This is a genomic window from Pseudooceanicola nanhaiensis (assembly GCF_020171315.1).
Taxonomy (GTDB): Bacteria; Pseudomonadota; Alphaproteobacteria; order Rhodobacterales; family Rhodobacteraceae; genus Pseudooceanicola; species Pseudooceanicola nanhaiensis_A.
On the sequence record NZ_JAIUZP010000006.1, the window covers coordinates 228461 to 245275 of the forward strand.

The window sequence follows — 16815 nt, forward strand, 5'->3', positions numbered from 1 at the left end:
ACGAATTATTTGCCGGTGAGTGGTTTTATTGTACGCTGATCAAATATTCCCCCCACGTCAATTGAGCATTGTACAATTGTCGACAACCGCCACCAAGGCGCCGGAGGGTTTAGGGAGGGCGATGAATTTATGAGCGACAAAAGCACCAAAAAACCAGCGCTCGGTCGGGCGGCCGCCATCGGCCTGTCGAAGGAGCAGATCATCGCAGAGGCGATTCTGTTGATCGACGAGGCCGGGCTTGGCGCCTTCTCGATCCGCGAGTTGTCGCGGCGGCTGAAGGTCTACCCCGCGGCGATCTACTGGCACGTGGGCGGCTCCAAGGCCGATCTCTTCGGTGAGATCTCGGGCGGGCTGACGGCCAACCTGATGCCGCCGCAGGAGGTCAGCCCCGACTGGCGCGAGACGCTCCGCGCGCTCTTCCGCCGCTTCCGCGCCCGGCTGCATGAACATCCGAACGCCGCCCCCCTTCTGGGGGCTCAGATGAAATCCAACGGCGCCCCGAATGCGCCTTGGGTCGAGATCATCCTGCAGGCGCTGCAACAGGCAGGCTTCGAGGGACAGGAGCGGATCGACGCCTTCAACGCGCTCGTCGGCGGGCTGGAAGGTTTCATCACCATGGAGCTTGGCCCCGCACCCGAAGGCTCCGAGGACTGGGCCGACAGCTTCGACGAGCGGATGAACCAGCTTGACCCGCAGGAGTATCCGCTGCTCACCGCCTCCTACCCCGAAATGCGCAACCGTGCCTTCGTGACCCGCTGGCGGAACGGGTCCGACTCGCCGCTCGACGGCGGGTTCGAACTGCTGCTCGATACGCTGATCCTTGGGCTGGAGGCCCGCCGCGCCCGCTGACGCGCCCCGGACCCGCCTGCCTTTTGGGCGACAAAACAGCGCGGAACGCCGCCGCCCGCAACAATAGTACACTGTTCAATTGACGCATGTCCGGGCCCCGTGCCATGGATCTGATCACCCCGCGCATCGCACGTCGGGGCCTTATTCCATTGAACAGGAGCATCCCATGGCACGCGTGATCGTTCTGGGCGCCGGCATGGTCGGTACCGCTTCCGCGCTCGCCTTGCAGGCGCAGGGTCACGAGGTCGCGCTGATCGACCGCAAGGCCCCGGGCCGCGAGACGAGCTACGGCAACGCCGGCATCATCCAGGGCGAAGCGGTGGAACCCTACGCCCTGCCCGTCTCGCCCGCCAAGCTGCTGTCGCTGGCCATGGGCGCCGACAATGCCGTGCGGCTGACGGCCACAGGGGTGCTGGGACAGGTGGGCGGCCTGCTGGGCTACCTCGCCAATTCCCTGCCCGCCCGTCACCGCAAGATCGCCGCGACCTATGCGCAGCTGGTGAAGGCCGCCACGGCGGACCACGATGTGCTGATCGAGGCCTCGGGCGCAGGCAACCTGATCACCAAGCAAGGCTTCCGTCAGGCCTACACGGATGCCGCCGCCTTCGGGGCGATGGAAGCCGAGATCGCGCGGCTGACCCGCGTCTACGGCGTGAACGCCGAGCTGATGGACAGCGCCACCCTTGCCACCGCGGAGCCCGCGCTGAAGAAGCCCTTTGCCGGGGCGGTGCATTGGCACGACGCTTGGTCCTGCGCCAGCCCGGGGGACCTCGTGGGCGCCTATGCGCAGCTTCTCGTCTCGCGCGGGGGGCAGCTGCTGACCGGCGACGCCATGTCGCTGAAACAGGTCGGCGGCGGCTGGCAGGTGATGAGCGACGGCGGCCCGGTCAGCGCCGAAAAGGTCGTCGTGGCGCTCGGCCCCTGGGCGCCGCAGCTGATGAAACGCTTCGGCTACCGCATCCCCATGGTGCGCAAGCGGGGCTACCACCTGCACTTCTCGGGCACCCACCGGCTGAACCTGCCGCTCATGCACACCGGCGCCTCCACGGTCTTCTCGCCCATGAAGGACGGGCTGCGCGTCGCCACCGGGGCGGAGCTTGCCCCGATGTCGGCGCCCGCGAACCGGAGCCAGCTGATCAAGGCCGAGGCCGCTGCGCGCGAGCTGCTCGACATCGGCCCGGCAGTCGAGGCCGAGCCCTGGTTCGGCAACCGGCCCTGTATGCCCGACATGCTGCCCGTCATGGGCGAGATGCCCCGCCACCCCGGTCTCTGGGCGCATTTCGGCCACGGGCATCAGGGCTTCACCCTCGGGCCGACGACGGCGCGGCTGATGGCCGATGCCATGGCGGGCGACAGCGGCCCGCTGGTGCAATCGCTCTCGCCGCTACGCTACACCGGCAAGTAAGCGCCCCTCGCTCAGACGGATCTCCCCGGCACCCGGCCGGGGCTTTCTGCGCTTTCCCCGTGTCCCGCCGGGGGTGCGGCGGTCCCGGTCCCGGCCTTCGCTTGCGCCGATCGCGCGCGGCAGGCGGCTGGAGGGACAAGACCCTCCATAGCCCGATCTGCGCCGGTCCCGAGGGGCCGGAAAGCGCCCGGAACCCCGCCCCCCCAAATGCAAGAAAGGCCTCGGAAAACCGAGGCCTTTCAGGGAATTAATGGTGGGTGATAAGAGATTCGAACTCCTGACATCTTCGATGTGAACGAAGCGCTCTACCACTGAGCTAATCACCCGTTGGCGGGTTCTTTAGCGATCCTTTTCGGGGTCTGCAAGCGGCTCTTTCGACTTTCCGGAGATTTCTTTTCCGACCTTCTGACGAATCTTCGTCTTGATCACCGTGTTGTGGCGTCCGGGCTTGACGGATTCCACGATCAGCTTGCCAAGGGGGTGCAGATCGGCCGAGCGACCGTCCGCAACTTCGGCGGCCAGAACCCGCAGAACCGACTCGACCACGGGGCGAACCTCGTTCGGACGCAGCTTCAGATCGCTCGCCACCGAGGTGATCAACTGGCGCACCTTGAGCGGGTTGCCCTTGTGCTTTGCGGCGGCCTTCTTGCCGGCCTCGCGCGCGCCTGCAACCGCATCCACCTCGCCCGTCTCCAGCGCGACAGCCTCGGCAGCGGCCTGCTCCAGCACCTCCGCGATGGCGGCCTCTTCGCCCTTGCGGGCGCGCGGCTGGCGCTTGACGGCCGGGGCGGCCTCCGCGGTCTCGGCGCTCTTGGCCTTGGCGCGGGACTTGCGCGGGGTCACGTCGGCGACCTTGGGCAGCGCCGGATCGGCCTCTGCCGCGGGCTGGCCGTCCTGAGGGCCCTCAGGGGCCTCAGGGGCCTTCTTGGCGCGGGGCGCACGGCCTTCCGCGGCAGCGGCCTCACGTGCGGCCTGACGCTGTTGCCAGGGCTTCAGGGATGTTTCCGTCACGGTGTCCTGCGGTGCTTCGACGTCCTGCGGTGCTTCGATGGCGAAATCCGCCTCTCTCAGTTCCTTACCCATGGGTGCCTCGTTACATGCTCGATTTTATTATGCCCCTCTGTACCACGATTTATTGATCGAATCCATTCATCCCCCACAAGAGAAAGCGCGCGCCCCTAGGGGACGCGCGCCATGTGTTCTCTCAGGGGCCGGAACAGCCCCTCCTGTGCCGTCGGGCCCGATCAGTGCGCCGTGGCGCCCGAGGTCCCACCGGAGGCGTCCTTGGCAGCGGCGGCGGCCGCAGCCTCCTCCTCGGCCAGTTCGTCCCATTCGATGGGCTCCGGCTGACGGATCAGCGCCTGCTGCAGCACCTCCTTCACGTGGGTGACGGGGATGATGGTCAGCCCCTCCTTCACGTTGTCGGGGATGTCGGCCAGATCCTTCTCGTTCTCCTGCGGGATGAAGACCGTGGTGATCCCGCCCCGAAGCGCGGCCAGCAGTTTCTCCTTCAGGCCACCGATAGGCATCGCATTGCCCCGCAGCGAGACCTCGCCGGTCATGGCGATGTCCTTGCGGACGGGGATCTGCGTCAGGACCGAAACGATCGAGGTCACCATCGCCAGACCGGCCGAGGGGCCGTCCTTGGGCGTGGCGCCGTCGGGCACGTGCACGTGGATATCCCACTTGTCGAACCGCGGCGGTTTCACCCCGATTTCGGGCGCGATGGAGCGGACGTAGGAAGAGGCCGCATCAATCGACTCCTTCATCACGTCGCCCAGTTTACCCGTCGTCTTCATCCGGCCCTTGCCCGGCAGGCGCAGCGCCTCGATCGACAGCAGGTCACCGCCGACAGAGGTCCAGGCAAGCCCGGTCACGACACCAATCTGGTCTTCCTTCTCGGCCAGGCCATAGCGGTACTTCTTCACGCCGAGGAAGTCGTCGAGGTTGTCCTCGGTCACGACCACCTTCTTGGTCTCGCCCTTGATGATCTGGGTCACGGCTTTCCGCGCCAGCTTGGCGATCTCGCGCTTGAGGTTCCGCACGCCCGCCTCGCGGGTGTAGCGCTGGATCATCTCGGTCAGGGCACCGTCGGTGATCTCGAACTCGCCCTTGCGCAGACCGTGGTTCTTGATCTCCTGCGAGATCAGGTGCTGCTTGGCGATTTCGCGTTTCTCATCCTCGGTGTAGCCGGCGAGAGAGATGATCTCCATCCGGTCGAGAAGCGGCCCCGGCATGTTGTAGCTGTTGGCCGTGGTCAGGAACATGACGTTCGACAGGTCGTATTCCACCTCGAGATAGTGGTCCACGAAGGTCGAGTTCTGTTCCGGATCGAGCACCTCGAGCATGGCCGACGCCGGATCGCCCCGGAAGTCCTGCCCCATCTTGTCGATCTCGTCGAGCAGGATGAGCGGGTTAGTCGTCTTGGCCTTCTTCAGCGCCTGGATGATCTTGCCGGGCATCGAGCCGATGTAGGTCCGGCGGTGACCGCGGATCTCGGACTCGTCGCGCACGCCACCCAGCGAGATGCGGATGAACTCGCGCCCCGTGGCCTTGGCGACGGATTTACCCAGCGAGGTTTTACCCACGCCCGGAGGGCCGACGAGGCACATGATCGGCCCCTTCAGCTTCTGGCTGCGCTGCTGCACCGCCAGATATTCAACGATCCGTTCCTTGACCTTCTCGAGGCCGTAGTGATCGGCATCCAGCACCTTCTCGGCATGGCCGAGGTTCTTCTTGGTGCGGCTCTTCACGCCCCACGGAATGGACAGCATCCAGTCGAGGTAGTTGCGCACGACCGTGGCCTCGGCCGACATCGGGCTCATGTTCTTGAGCTTCTTGATCTCGGCATCGGCCTTTTCGCGGGCCTCTTTCGACAGCTTGGTGGCGGCGATCTTGGCTTCCAGCTCGGCGACCTCGTTCTGGCCTTCCTCGCCGTCGCCCAGCTCGCGCTGGATCGCCTTCATCTGTTCGTTCAGGTAGTACTCGCGCTGCGTCCGCTCCATCTGGGACTTCACGCGGGTCTTGATCTTCTTCTCGACCTGAAGGACGGACATTTCGCCCTGCATCAGGCCATAGACCTTCTCCAGACGCTCGGACACGGTGAGGGTTTCCAGAAGTTCCTGCTTCTGGGCCACTTCAATGCCGAGGTGCCCGGCCACGAGATCCGCCAGCTTCGCCGGGTCCGAGGTCTCGGCCACGGCGGTCAGCGCCTCTTCGGGGATGTTCTTCTTGGCCTTGGCATAGCGTTCGAACTCGGCCCCGACCGAGCGCAGCAGCGCCTCGATGGTTTCCTCGTCGCCATCGGCCTCTTCGAGAAGGTCGATGCGCGCTTCGAAGAAGTCGTCGTTCTCGAGATATTCGGTGATGCGCACCCGCGACTGGCCTTCGACCAGCACCTTCACGGTGCCATCGGGCAGTTTCAGCAGTTGCAGCACGTTGGCCAGCACGCCGGTGCGGTAGATACCGTCGGTGCTGGGATCGTCTTCGGCCGGGTCGATCTGGCTGGACAGCAGGATCTGACGGTTGTCGGCCATCACCTCTTCCAGCGCGCGCACGGATTTCTCGCGGCCCACGAAGAGCGGCACGATCATGTGCGGGAAGACCACGATATCACGCAGCGGCAACACCGGGTAGGACGGGTTGAGAGGCTCTTGCATGCTCTTTCCTTATCTATGGCAGGCGGCACCGGCCCCGCGTTCACGGCGACCCCGACCACCTCCTGTTATGGAGTGTTAAATTGGGGGTGCCTGGCCCCCGTTTCAACCTCGGTTGTCCTCAGCATGCCCGTGCCGCCCCCGGTCGGCAAGGCGCGATTGCCGCGGTTACCGCGAAAATTGCCGCAACCCGCGATTCCGCCTTCAGCCATGCCGCAACGGCATCCGGCGGGCGGTTCACGGGGTTCTCGCGGGGACCAAAGCGCCGTTGAGGCGACTCGCAAAGGAATGGGGGATGGGGCGGCAGGGGACGACAATGCGGCAGGCCCTGCCGGCCTGCCCCGGTCGCCCCTTCCACAGGGGCAGGCACCGGGCGAAGGGCCCGCCCGGTGCCGTCTGTCACGCTCTGCCCAGTCACGGCAGCCCAGTCAGGGCAGCCCTGTCAGGCCGAAAGCGTCTCACCCATGGTCGGATAATCGGTGAACCCGGCCTCGCCACCGCCATAGAAGGTCGCGCCGTCGCCCGCGTTGAGCGGCGCATCGGCCTTCAGCCGCGCCACAAGATCGGGGTTCGCGATAAAGGGCCGCCCGAAGGCCACGAGGTCGGCCTTGCCCTCGGCCACGGCGTCCAGCGCCATCTGCCGGTCATAGCCATTGTTGGCCATGTAGGGCCCGTCGAAGAGCTTGCGCAGCGCCTCGATGCTCTCGCCCTCGGCCAGCTCGCGCGGGCCGCCGGTGGCGCCCTCGACCATGTGCAGATAGGCCAGCCCGAAACGGTTCAGCCCCTTCACCACATATTCGAAATCCGCCTGCGGATCCGCATCGCTGATGCCGTTGGCCGGCGAGAAAGGCGAGAGGCGCAGCCCCACATGGCCACCGGGCCATTCCTCGCAGACGGCCTCCAGCACCTCCATCAGCAGCCGTGCGCGGTTCTCGATCGGCCCGCCATAGGCATCCTCGCGATGGTTCGCGCCGGTCTTCAGAAACTGGTCCAGCAGGTAGCCGTTCGCGCCATGGACCTCCACGCCATCGAAGCCCGCCAGCCGCGCCATGCGCGTGGCATTGCGGTACTCTTCGATCAGCCGCGGGATCTCGTCCAGCGCCAGGGCGCGCGGCTCCGAGGTCTCGACGAAGCCCTCCTTCACGAAGGTCTTGGACTGCGCCCCGATGGCCGAAGGCGCCACCGGCTTGGCGCCGCCGGGCTGCAGCGAGGTATGGCTGATCCTGCCCACGTGCCACAGCTGGACGACGATCTTGCCGCCCGCCTCGTGCACCGCGTCGGTCACCTTGCGCCAGGACATGGCCTGCTCGCGGGTGAAGATACCGGGCGTCTGGATATAGCCGCGCGCTTCCCAGCTGATGTTGGTGGCCTCGGTGATGATCAGGCCCGCGCCCGCCCGCTGGCGGTAATAGGCGACATGCATGTCCAGCACTTCGCCGGTTTCGTCGTCGGCCCGGTTGCGGGTCAGCGGTGCCATGACGATGCGGTTGGACATCTCGATCGCCCCCGCGGTGAAGGGCGTGAAGAGGGGTTCTGCCATTTCGGCCTCCTGTGGGTTGTCCGGTCAGGTCGGACCTGCCGCGCCCCTCCTCCAAGACGCCGGCCCGTCAGACAGCCGAGGTAGGCGTTCTGCGCCCGCAAACAACCCCCTCACTCCAGACACCCCCCCCTGACGCCAGTGCCCCTTCCATCCACTGTTCCCAAATATCCTCGGGGGGAGTCGCGCCAGCGACGGGGGGCAGACAGCCCCCCTCCGCCCCCTCAGGGGACCGCGACGGATGACTCTGAGCAGCCCTCACAGGCCATCAAGACAAGCCAACCCCCACAGGCCCACCCTTACAACGGCGGAATATCCCCTTCCGCCCGCCCGGCATGGAACGCGGCTTCCCAGGCGTCGAACTGCCCCTCGGCGATGGCCGCCCGCATCCCCGCCATGATGTCCTGGAAGTACTGCAGGTTGTGCCAGGTCAGCAGCATGCCGCTGATCATCTCCTGCGAACGATAGACATGGTGCAAGTAGGCGCGCGAGTAGTTCCGGCAGGCCGGGCAGGCACAGCCCTCGTCCAGCGGCCGGGGATCGTCGGCATGGCGGGCGTTCTTCAGGTTCACCACCCCGTGGCGGGTGAAGGCCTGCCCCGTGCGGCCCGAGCGCGACGGCAGCACGCAGTCCATCATGTCGACGCCGCGTTTCACCGCGCCCACGATGTCATCGGGCTTGCCCACGCCCATGAGGTAGCGTGGGCGATCCACCGGCAGCATGTCGGGGGCATAGTCCAGCACGCCGAACATCGCCTCCTGCCCCTCGCCCACGGCCAGCCCGCCGATGGCATAGCCGTCGAATCCGATCGCCTTCAGCGCCTCGGCGCTCTCGCCGCGCAGCTCTTCCGTCACGCCACCCTGCTGGATGCCGAAAAGCGCATGCCCCGGACGATCCCCGAAGGCATCGCGCGAGCGCTGCGCCCAACGCATCGACATCCGCATGGACTGCGCCACGCGCTCCTCGGTGGCAGGCAGCGCGGGACATTCGTCGAAACACATCACGATGTCCGAGCCGAGCAGCTTCTGGATCTCCATCGAGCGTTCCGGCGTCAGGTGATGCTCCGATCCGTCGATGTGGCTCTTGAAGCGCACGCCCTCCTCGTTGAGCTTGCGCAGCCCGGAGAGGCTCATCACCTGGAAGCCGCCTGAATCCGTCAGGATCGGCTTGTCCCAGTTCATGAACTTGTGAAGACCACCCAGCCGGTCGATCCGCTCGGCCCCCGGGCGCAGCATCAGGTGATAGGTGTTGCCCAGCAGGATGTCGGCCCCGGTCGAGGCCACGCTTTCGGGCATCATCGCCTTCACCGTCGCCGCCGTGCCCACGGGCATGAAGGCCGGCGTGCGGATCGTGCCGCGCGGCGTGGTGATCTCGCCCAGCCGGGCCTTGCCGTCCGTGGCCTTGAGGGTGAATTCGAAACGTTGCATCCGCTCTCTCCTGGTTCGGCCCTGGTTCGACCCTCGTTCGGCGCCCTCATGGGGCAATCGCGCGCAAAAGCCAAGCGAAACGGGGCGTCCGGCGCCCTGCCGCCGCTCTCCGACCGGGCGCCTCCCTCGCCGCACGCGCAGAAGCGTTTTCCGTAAAACGCTTCCCAAAAATCTTGCTCAAGATTTTTGCCCGCCTGCCGCGCGCGTCCATCTCTTCATCATATGGCTCATCATATGGCCCGGGCTGCTCACGCAGACGTGCGCCCTGTGCCACCCAGGCCGTGCGGGCACTGGACCTCGCCCCCGGATATTCCTATATAATCGCTCAGGAAACCGGCAGGACGCAATGACAGACAGCCCCGAACAGATGGAAGGCGCGCCGCTGATCGCGCCGTCGAGCACCGATCATCCGCTCTTTGACCAGGTGGTGGAAGCCTGCCGCACGGTCTATGACCCGGAGATCCCGGTGAATATCTATGACCTTGGCCTGATCTACACGATCGACATCTCGTCTGAGAACGAGGTCAAGGTGGTGATGACCCTCACCGCCCCCGGCTGCCCGGTGGCTGGCGACATGCCCGGCTGGGTGGTCGATGCGGTCGAGCCGCTGGACGGCGTGAAACACGTCGACGTCTCGCTCACCTGGGATCCGCCCTGGGGCATGGACATGATGAGCGACGAGGCCCGTCTCGAACTGGGCTTCATGTAACGTCTACACCAACCGGGATGCGACGACGCCCATCCCCGGGCCGGAGGGTTTCATCATGGGACAGGCCGTGCTGACCGGCGATCTCGTCGGGTCATCCCGCGCGGGCGCAGCCGCCACGTCCTCCGCGATGGAGGTCCTGTCGCGGGAATGCGCCGCCATGGCCGACTGGGCCGGCGGCGACCTGCGCTTCACCCGCTTCCGTGGCGATGGCTGGCAGGCCATCGTCCCCGCCCCGCAGAAGGCCCTGCGCGTGACGCTCACGCTGCTGGCCTGGCTGAGGGCCTCCGACCTGCCCACCAGCCGTGTCGCCATCGGCTTCGGCGAGATGCAGCTGCCCGCCTCCCGCGATCTTTCCGCCGCCGGCGGCCCCGCCTTCGAGGCCTCGGGCCGCGCGCTCGACGACATGGGCCGCGACACGCGGCTGGCCTGCGCCGGCCCGGCCGACCGGGCGCTCGTGGGGGCGATGCCGCTGGCCGATGCCATCGTGCGCGGCTGGACCGTGAAACAGGCCGAGGCGCTGATCCACACCCTGCCCCCCGAACCGCCCGCGCAGATCCGCATCGCCGAGGCGCTGAACATCCGCCCGCAATCCCTGAGCGAACGGCTGGAGGCCGCCCGGTTCTGGGCGCTGGAGGCCAGCCTCGCGGTCATCGAGCAGGGCCCCGGCACAGGGCTCAAGACCTGATTCGATAAAATCAGCACCCTGACCCTGATAACCACCCCGAGGCACAGGCGGACCCTGCAAAGTCCCGCGGCCTCGCTTGTCCATCCCAGCAGCGGCCTGTCGCCCACTGGACCGATCCGGCACCTCTCCGCGCCCCACCAGCCTCACACTGCCCGTCCGGTGCGGGGAAGCGCGCCCGAAAATCAGTCCCTGAAACCTGATTCCTCCAAATCAGTCCCCAAACCCTGATTTCAACGCAGGGGCGAAAATCCCCTTGCCCGCCTGCCGCCAAGAGGCCAGCTTCGCCCCATGATCGAAACCTTCGCCGCGCTGCTCTTTGCCCATGTGATCGCCGATTTCGTGCTCCAGACCAACTGGATCGCGCAGAACAAGGCGCGTCCGCTGGCGTTCCTGCTGCATGGGCTGCTCGTCCTGATCGCGGCACAGGCGGCCACCGGGCATTGGGACGCACCCGCCCTGCTGATCCTCACCGGCCTCCACCTTGCGATTGATGCGGGGAAACTGGCGTCCAAGTCGAAAGGCCTGGCCGGATACCTCTGGGATCAGGCGGCGCATCTTGTCACCCTTGTCGCAGTGGCCTGGCTCTGGCCCGATCTTTGGTCCAGCGGCCTCTGGGCCGGCGCCTCCTGGCTGCTGCCGCTGATGACGGTGCTGGCGGGCGCGGTCCTCTCTGTCCGGGCGGGGGAATTCGCCGTGGGCCTGCTGATGCGCCCCCACGCCATGCGCGTGCGCAACAACGGGCTGCGCAACGGCGGGCGGCTCATCGGCCAGCTGGAACGCGGGATGATCTATGCGCTGATCCTGCTGAACCAGCCGCTCGGCGTCGGCTTCCTCGTGGCGGCCAAGTCGATCCTGCGCTTTGGCACCGCCACCCGCGACCAGCGGACGGCGGAATACGTGATCATCGGCACGCTGGCCTCCTTCCTCTGGGCGATCCTTGTCGCCTACGGGAGTGCCAAGCTGCTGAGCGTGCTTCCGCCGCTTGAGATCGGCGCGCAGTGACCTTACATTGACGGGAAGGTACAAAAGGAACCCTCCCATGTTCGGCATTCCCGGCAAACAGGCCGTGACGATGACCCCGGCGGCGGCCAGCCAGATCTCCAAGCTGATGAGCCGTGACGGCCATCAGGGCCTGCGCATCGGCGTCAAGAAGGGCGGCTGCGCAGGCATGGAATACACCATGGACTACGTGACCGAGGTCAATCCCATGGACGAGGTCGTGGAACAGGACGGCGCCCGGGTGATGATCGCCCCCATGGCGCAGATGTTCCTCTTCGGCACCCAGATCGACTACCAGACCTCGCTGCTGGAATCGGGCTTCAAGTTCAACAACCCGAACGTCTCCGAAGCCTGCGGCTGCGGCGAGTCGATCAAGTTCTCCAACATGTGATGGCGGTCGAGAAGGAATTTCTCGACCACGTGCTCGAACTCTTCGATCCGCTCGGCCCGCTCAGGGTCAAGCGGATGTTCTCCGGTGCCGGGCTCTTCCTCGACGAGGATGCGATGATCGCGATGATCTCCTCCTCCGGGACGGTCTACATGAAGGCCGACGACACCACCCGCCCCGCCTTCGAGGCCGCGGGCAGTTTCCCCTTCAGCTACACCCGCGGCGAGGTTACCCGCGTGATCCCCAGCTGGATGGCCCTGCCCGAAAGCGCGCTCGACGACCCGGACGAGGCGATGGACTGGGCCCGCCGCGCGGTGGACCCCGCCCTTGCCGCCGCGGTGGAGAAACGCGCCGAGAAGGCCCGCAAGGCCGCGCGGAAGAAAATCGCCCGCCGCTGAAGTCGCCGTGGGAGGGGCCGTGGCCTCGTTCAGAGGACCCCCGCCGCGCAGCGCCCCGCCTTGCGGCACGCGCACCGACAGGCCCAGCATGCCCCGAACGCGCGGCAATCCGCCCGCAAGACGCGCGCAGGCACACTCCCCCGGCGCCCCGCCGCCAGTTCCGGCGCTACCAGCCTTGACCGCGCCCGCGTAAGCCCCGAAAGATGCCCCCGAACGGCAGGCCCGCAGAGGCCGGCAAAAGGCAAGAAGGGATTGAAATGCGCAGGAAACTCGCCGCGGGCAACTGGAAGATGAACGGCACCAAGGCCGCGCTCTCGGAGCTGGAGGCCCTGCGCGATGCCCATCCCGATCCCGCCGTCGATATCCTGATCTGCCCGCCCGCCACGCTGCTGAGCCCGGCGCATTCGCTGGTCGGCAACAGCCCAATCGCGATCGGCGGGCAGGATTGCCACGCCAAGACCGACGGCGCCCATACCGGCGACATCTCGGCCCCGATGCTGGTGGACGCGGGCGCCACGGCGGTGATCCTCGGCCATTCCGAGCGCCGCGAGGACCATGACGAGGAAAGCCACGACATCCGCATCAAGGCCCGCACCGCGCAGGCGGCGGGGCTGATGACGGTGATCTGCCTCGGCGAGTCGCTCGACCAGCGGGAGGCGCAGGACACGCTCGACATCATCGGCGCGCAGCTCTCGCTCTCGGTGCCCGACAGCTCGACCGGTCTGAACCTCGTGGTGGCCTACGAGCCGATCTGGGCGATCGGCACCGGCCTGACCCCCACCCCCGACCAGATCGGCGAGGTGCATGACTTCATCCGCTCCCGGCTGGAGCGCCGTTTCGGCCCCGGTGTGGGACGCTCCGTCCGGCTGCTCTACGGCGGCTCGGTCAAGGCGGCCAACGCGGAGGAGATCTTTGCCATCTCCAACGTGGACGGTGCGCTCGTCGGCGGCGCCAGCCTGACCGAGGCGCAGTTCTCGCCGATCATCAAGGCGCTTGAAGCCGCCGTCTGAGGCAGCGTCGCGCAGGAGATTTCAGGCCTCCGGCGGGGATATTTGGGAAACGGAAATGAGAAGGCCCCGGTGATCCGTGTCACCGGGGCCTTTTCCATGGGCGGGCGTCGTCTTGCGTCAGCTGCGCGTGTCAGGCCGCGTCTTCGGCCCGCTGGCTGTTCCACATGGCGGCGTATTTGCCACCCTGCGCCAGCAGCTCGGCATGGGTGCCGCGTTCCACCACGAGGCCCGCTTCCAGCACGACGATCATGTCGGCATCCGCGACCGTGGAGAGGCGGTGCGCGATCACCAGCACCGTCCGGCCCCGGCCCGCATGGGCAAGCGCATCGCCGATGCCGGCCTCGGTCTGGGTATCGAGCGCCGAGGTCGCCTCGTCCAGCAGCAGGATCGGCGGATCCTTCAGCAGGGTCCGGGCGATGCCCACGCGCTGCTTTTCCCCGCCCGAGAGCTTGAGCCCCCGTTCGCCCACCATCGTGTCGTAGCCCTCGGGCAGCGTCAGGATGAAATCGTGGATCTGGGCAGCGCGCGCGGCGGCCTCGACCTCTTCGGAGGTGGCGTCCTCGCGGCCGTAGGCGATGTTGTAGCGGATCGTGTCGTTGAAGAGCACCGTGTCCTGCGGAACGATCCCGATGGCGGCATGCAGGCTGTCCTGCGTCACGTCGCGCACATCCTGCCCGTCGATCTTCAGCGCCCCGCCCGTCACCTCGTAGAAGCGGAAGAGCAGCCGCCCGATGGTCGACTTGCCCGCGCCCGAGGGGCCGACGATGGCGACCTTCTGGCCCGCGGGGACGGTGACGGAGATGCCCTTGAGGATCGGGCGCGCGGGGTCGTAGGCGAAGTGCACATCGTCAAGCTCCACCGTGCCGCCCGAGACCTTGAGCGGCTTGGCGTCGGGCCTGTCCTCGATCTCGGCGGGCTGTTCGAGCAGGTGGAACATCTGCCCCATATCCACGAGCGCCTGCCGGATCTCGCGGTAGACCGAGCCCAGGAAGTTCAGCGGCGTGGTGATCTGGAGCATGTAGGCGTTCACCATCACGAAATCGCCCACGGTGAGCTGGCCGTTCTCGACCCCGATGGCGGCCATGATCATGACAATGACGAGGCCCGTGGTGATCAGCAGGCTCTGGCCGAAGTTCAGGAAGGAGAGCGAATAGGAGGTCATCAGCGCGGCGCGCTCGTAGCCCGCCATGGCGCTGTCGTAGCGCGCGATCTCGCGTTTCTCGGCGTTGAAGTATTTCACCGTCTCGTAGTTGAGCATGCTGTCGATCGCCTTCTGGTTGGCGTCGTTGTCCTGCTCGTTCATCTCGCGGCGCAGCTTCACCCGCCACTCGGTCACCTTGAAAGTGAAGGCGACGTAGAGCGTGACGGTGACCACCACCACGAAGAGATACCAGACGTCGAAGGCGATCCAGAGGATCACCGCCACCATCGCCAGTTCGACGATCAGCGGGCCGATGTTGAAGAGCAGGAAGCGCAGCAGGAAGTCCACGCCCTTCACGCCCCGCTCCATGATCCGCGACATCGCCCCGGTGCGCCGCTGGATGTGGAAGCGCAGCGAGAGCCGGTGGATATGGGTGAAGGTCTCCATCGCCAGCTGGCGCAGCGCCCGCTGACCGACCTTGGCGAAGACCGCGTCGCGCAGCTGCTGGAAGCCCACGTTGAGCAGCCGGGTGAGGCCGTAGAAGATCGTCAGCGCCACGGCGCCGATGCCCAGAAGCCAGGTGGCGCTGTCGCTTTCCCCCGCGAGGGCATCCACGGCGGCCTTGAAGAAATAGGGCGTGGTGACGGCGATGACCTTGGCGAGGAACAGGATCGTCAGCGCGATGACCACGCGGCGCTTCACCCAGGGTTTGTCGGCGGGCCAGAGGTAGGGAAAGGCCTTGCGGAGGATCTCGCGCCCGTTCTCGGGCATGTCCTCGACGTTTCCGGGGGTGGTTCTGCGCATGGGTCGCCTTTCGCTGCCGTCGCCGCCCGGGAGCCCGGGGGCGCGGTCCACCTAGGCGATCCGGGCGGATATTTCAACAGCTCTCGAAATATTGGCACGGGGTTCGCGCGGCGGTGTGACCGTGGGGCGCGGTGCGGGCGCACCGGTCAGGCCGGGGCGATGGGGGGCCGGTGTGGCTGGGGGCTGTCTGCCCCCCGGGCTGCGCCCTCCCCCCGAGGATACTTGGGAAACGAAAATGGGAGGGAGGGCGGTCCTGATCCGGGTCAGGGGCGCGGGATCACTGGACCGCGGGCATGGTGAAAACCTGTCCGGGATAGATCAGGTCGGGATTGCGGATGCGGTCGCGGTTGGCCTCGAAGACGCGGACGTAGAGGATGCCCTCGCCGTATTTCTCGCGCGCGAGCGCCCAGAGGGTGGAGCCGGGTTGCACCGTGACCTGGGTCACGCCGGTCGGCGGCAGGTCGGCGGCGGCCACGCGCTGGAACGGAGTTTCGATCCGGCTCAGCACATTGCCGTCGGCATCCACCTGGTCGACGCGGAGTTCGTAGAGGCCTTGGTTGATCTCCGGCAGGGCAATGGCCCAGCTTCCGTCCTGCGCCACCCGGGAGGTGGAGACGGGGCGGTTGTCGAGATAGACGCGCACGAAGCCGCTGTCGGGGCTGCGACCGGCCAGTTGGACGTCGCCCGCGGCGTCGTAGCTGATCGTGTCGAGGGCCACGCTGTCCATGACCTCGGGCGGGGCCTCGGCGGTCTGGAGCACACGGACGCCGGAGGAATTGGCAAGCAGCACGGTCGGGGCGGCGGGCTCTGCCGCGGTGTCGGTGGCCTGGTCGGGGGCGGCGCTCGCGGTCGGGGTGTCCGGGGCAACGTCGGGCTGGGGGGCCGCGCTGCCGGCGATGGAGGTCTCTGCGGTGACCGGGGCGGCGGGCGTCCCGGGTGCCGCAGGGGTGCTCTCCCCCTGCGGGCCCGGGGCCGTGGCCGGGGCCCCGGCCGTGATCGTGCTGTCGGTGGCGGCACCGACCTGCGGGGCCTCAGCTGCGGCATTGGGCGCGGCGGGGGCCGGACTTGCGGCGCTGATACTGGGCTGAGCGGGCGTCCGGCTGGGGGCGAGGATCACCTGATCGGTGGAGACGACCTCGGCCGTGTCATCGGGCGCGTACATGACGAGGGTCAGGACGCGGGGCGCATCGCTGGCGGGCAGATCGAGGAAGGCCACGAACTTGCCATCCGCGCCGGCAGTTTCGCGGCTGATCTCGGCCCCGTCGAGGTAGACCGCCACGGGCCAGTCGGGGGCCGCGCTGCCGGCCACGAGCGTCGCGCCGTCGGCCTCCACCCGCACCACGTCGAAGCGCGGCGGCACGGGCAGCCCGGCGGTGCCTGCGGGGCTGGCGGGTTCGCGCGCGGCGGGGGCCGGTTCGGCCTGGGCCACAGGGGCGGTGGCCGCGGGGGCCGAGGGCGTTCCCGCGACAGGGGCTGCGGGCGCATCGGTCTGGGGCGCAGAGGGGGCCTGAGTGGCGGCTTGGGCGGGCTCTGCGGACGGAGAGGCGGGCGCCGATTGGGGGGTCGCCTGAGGGGCCGCCTCGGGCACCGACTGGGGCACCGACTGGGGCACAGCCGCGACGGCCGGTGCCGGATCGCCCTGCGAGAACCAGCCCGCGGAATAGCCAGCCAGCCCCACGCCGACAACCACCACGCCTGCCACGCCCGCAAAGACGGGCCACCCGCCCGTGTTCGTCAAATTCGCCATGTCTTCCCCTTCGTGCCTCACGGACACGTCATCCCCGGTTGAGCACCTATATCAACCGGA

General features: G+C 67.4%; 14 protein-coding genes and 1 tRNA gene. 8 read left to right on the plus strand and 7 right to left on the minus strand.

Features of this window, described 5'->3' with window-relative positions:
* Positions 1-129 precede the first annotated feature (129 nt).
* A complete protein-coding gene (locus LCM32_RS11080) occupies positions 130-849 on the plus strand; it encodes a TetR/AcrR family transcriptional regulator (RefSeq protein WP_224821133.1) in 720 nt (239 codons plus the stop codon).
* A 166-nt stretch (positions 850-1015) separates the two neighbouring features.
* Positions 1016-2254 (plus strand): NAD(P)/FAD-dependent oxidoreductase, encoded by a 1239-nt coding sequence (locus LCM32_RS11085; RefSeq protein WP_224821134.1) that lies wholly within the window; start codon positions 1016-1018, stop codon positions 2252-2254.
* Between the two features lie 251 nt (positions 2255-2505).
* Here the strand turns inward: LCM32_RS11085 and LCM32_RS11090 are convergent.
* From LCM32_RS11090 to tgt, 5 genes are all read right to left on the minus strand, one after another.
* A tRNA-Val gene (locus LCM32_RS11090) sits at positions 2506-2580 on the minus strand.
* Between the two features lie 13 nt (positions 2581-2593).
* Positions 2594-3337, minus strand: a complete 744-nt coding sequence (locus LCM32_RS11095; RefSeq protein ID WP_224821135.1) for a hypothetical protein — start codon at positions 3335-3337, stop codon at positions 2594-2596.
* A gap of 161 nt (positions 3338-3498) precedes the next feature.
* Positions 3499-5913, minus strand: a complete 2415-nt coding sequence (gene lon, locus LCM32_RS11100) for an endopeptidase La (RefSeq protein ID WP_224821136.1) — start codon at positions 5911-5913, stop codon at positions 3499-3501.
* Positions 5914-6352: 439 nt separating this feature from the next.
* Complete coding sequence (locus tag LCM32_RS11105) at positions 6353-7450, minus strand: alkene reductase (RefSeq protein ID WP_224821137.1); 1098 nt, start codon at positions 7448-7450, stop codon at positions 6353-6355.
* Positions 7451-7746: 296 nt separating this feature from the next.
* The gene (gene tgt, locus LCM32_RS11110) at positions 7747-8874 is read right to left on the minus strand and encodes a tRNA guanosine(34) transglycosylase Tgt (protein WP_224821138.1); all 1128 of its coding nucleotides are present in this window, start codon (positions 8872-8874) and stop codon (positions 7747-7749) included.
* A 346-nt stretch (positions 8875-9220) separates the two neighbouring features.
* On the opposite strand from tgt, the gene LCM32_RS11115 reads away from it, so the two are divergent.
* The 6 genes from LCM32_RS11115 to tpiA all read left to right on the plus strand — a co-directional run bounded on the left by LCM32_RS11115 (position 9221) and on the right by tpiA (position 13063).
* A complete protein-coding gene (locus LCM32_RS11115) occupies positions 9221-9583 on the plus strand; it encodes an SUF system Fe-S cluster assembly protein (protein WP_224821139.1) in 363 nt (120 codons plus the stop codon).
* 55 nt (positions 9584-9638) lie between these two features.
* A complete protein-coding gene (locus LCM32_RS11120) occupies positions 9639-10268 on the plus strand; it encodes a SatD family protein (RefSeq protein ID WP_224821140.1) in 630 nt (209 codons plus the stop codon).
* Positions 10269-10556: 288 nt separating this feature from the next.
* A complete protein-coding gene (locus LCM32_RS11125; protein ID WP_224821141.1) occupies positions 10557-11270 on the plus strand; it encodes a DUF3307 domain-containing protein in 714 nt (237 codons plus the stop codon).
* A gap of 37 nt (positions 11271-11307) precedes the next feature.
* Positions 11308-11658, plus strand: a complete 351-nt coding sequence (locus LCM32_RS11130; protein WP_224821142.1) for a HesB/IscA family protein — start codon at positions 11308-11310, stop codon at positions 11656-11658.
* Positions 11658-12053: a TfoX/Sxy family protein gene (locus LCM32_RS11135; RefSeq protein ID WP_224821143.1), complete on the plus strand. Its 396-nt coding sequence runs from the start codon at positions 11658-11660 to the stop codon at positions 12051-12053. Before LCM32_RS11130 ends, LCM32_RS11135 begins: the two co-directional genes overlap by 1 nt.
* 257 nt (positions 12054-12310) lie before the next feature.
* Complete coding sequence (gene tpiA / locus LCM32_RS11140) at positions 12311-13063, plus strand: triose-phosphate isomerase (protein ID WP_224821144.1); 753 nt, start codon at positions 12311-12313, stop codon at positions 13061-13063.
* A gap of 130 nt (positions 13064-13193) precedes the next feature.
* Here the strand turns inward: tpiA and LCM32_RS11145 are convergent, their stop codons facing one another.
* Together LCM32_RS11145 and LCM32_RS11150 are read right to left on the minus strand one after the other, a co-directional pair.
* Positions 13194-14975 (minus strand): ABCB family ABC transporter ATP-binding protein/permease, encoded by a 1782-nt coding sequence (locus LCM32_RS11145; RefSeq protein WP_412070682.1) that lies wholly within the window; start codon positions 14973-14975, stop codon positions 13194-13196.
* Positions 14976-15285: 310 nt separating this feature from the next.
* Positions 15286-16755: a LysM peptidoglycan-binding domain-containing protein gene (locus LCM32_RS11150; protein ID WP_224821146.1), complete on the minus strand. Its 1470-nt coding sequence runs from the start codon at positions 16753-16755 to the stop codon at positions 15286-15288.
* Between the last annotated feature and the right edge of the window lie 60 nt (positions 16756-16815).

Bases quoted from the DNA above. Each gene is read 5' to 3' on its own strand.
- LCM32_RS11080 (WP_224821133.1), top strand. From the start codon at position 130: ATGAGCGACAAAAGCACCAAAAAACCAGCGCTCGGTCGGGCGGCCGCC.
- LCM32_RS11085 (WP_224821134.1), top strand. From the start codon at position 1,016: ATGGCACGCGTGATCGTTCTGGGCGCCGGCATGGTCGGTACCGCTTCC.
- LCM32_RS11095 (WP_224821135.1), bottom strand. From the start codon at position 3,337: ATGGGTAAGGAACTGAGAGAGGCGGATTTCGCCATCGAAGCACCGCAG.
- lon (WP_224821136.1), bottom strand. From the start codon at position 5,913: ATGCAAGAGCCTCTCAACCCGTCCTACCCGGTGTTGCCGCTGCGTGAT.
- LCM32_RS11105 (WP_224821137.1), bottom strand. From the start codon at position 7,450: ATGGCAGAACCCCTCTTCACGCCCTTCACCGCGGGGGCGATCGAGATG.
- tgt (WP_224821138.1), bottom strand. From the start codon at position 8,874: ATGCAACGTTTCGAATTCACCCTCAAGGCCACGGACGGCAAGGCCCGG.
- LCM32_RS11115 (WP_224821139.1), top strand. From the start codon at position 9,221: ATGACAGACAGCCCCGAACAGATGGAAGGCGCGCCGCTGATCGCGCCG.
- LCM32_RS11120 (WP_224821140.1), top strand. From the start codon at position 9,639: ATGGGACAGGCCGTGCTGACCGGCGATCTCGTCGGGTCATCCCGCGCG.
- LCM32_RS11125 (WP_224821141.1), top strand. From the start codon at position 10,557: ATGATCGAAACCTTCGCCGCGCTGCTCTTTGCCCATGTGATCGCCGAT.
- LCM32_RS11130 (WP_224821142.1), top strand. From the start codon at position 11,308: ATGTTCGGCATTCCCGGCAAACAGGCCGTGACGATGACCCCGGCGGCG.
- LCM32_RS11135 (WP_224821143.1), top strand. From the start codon at position 11,658: ATGGCGGTCGAGAAGGAATTTCTCGACCACGTGCTCGAACTCTTCGAT.
- tpiA (WP_224821144.1), top strand. From the start codon at position 12,311: ATGCGCAGGAAACTCGCCGCGGGCAACTGGAAGATGAACGGCACCAAG.
- LCM32_RS11145 (WP_412070682.1), bottom strand. From the start codon at position 14,975: ATGCCCGAGAACGGGCGCGAGATCCTCCGCAAGGCCTTTCCCTACCTC.
- LCM32_RS11150 (WP_224821146.1), bottom strand. From the start codon at position 16,755: ATGGCGAATTTGACGAACACGGGCGGGTGGCCCGTCTTTGCGGGCGTG.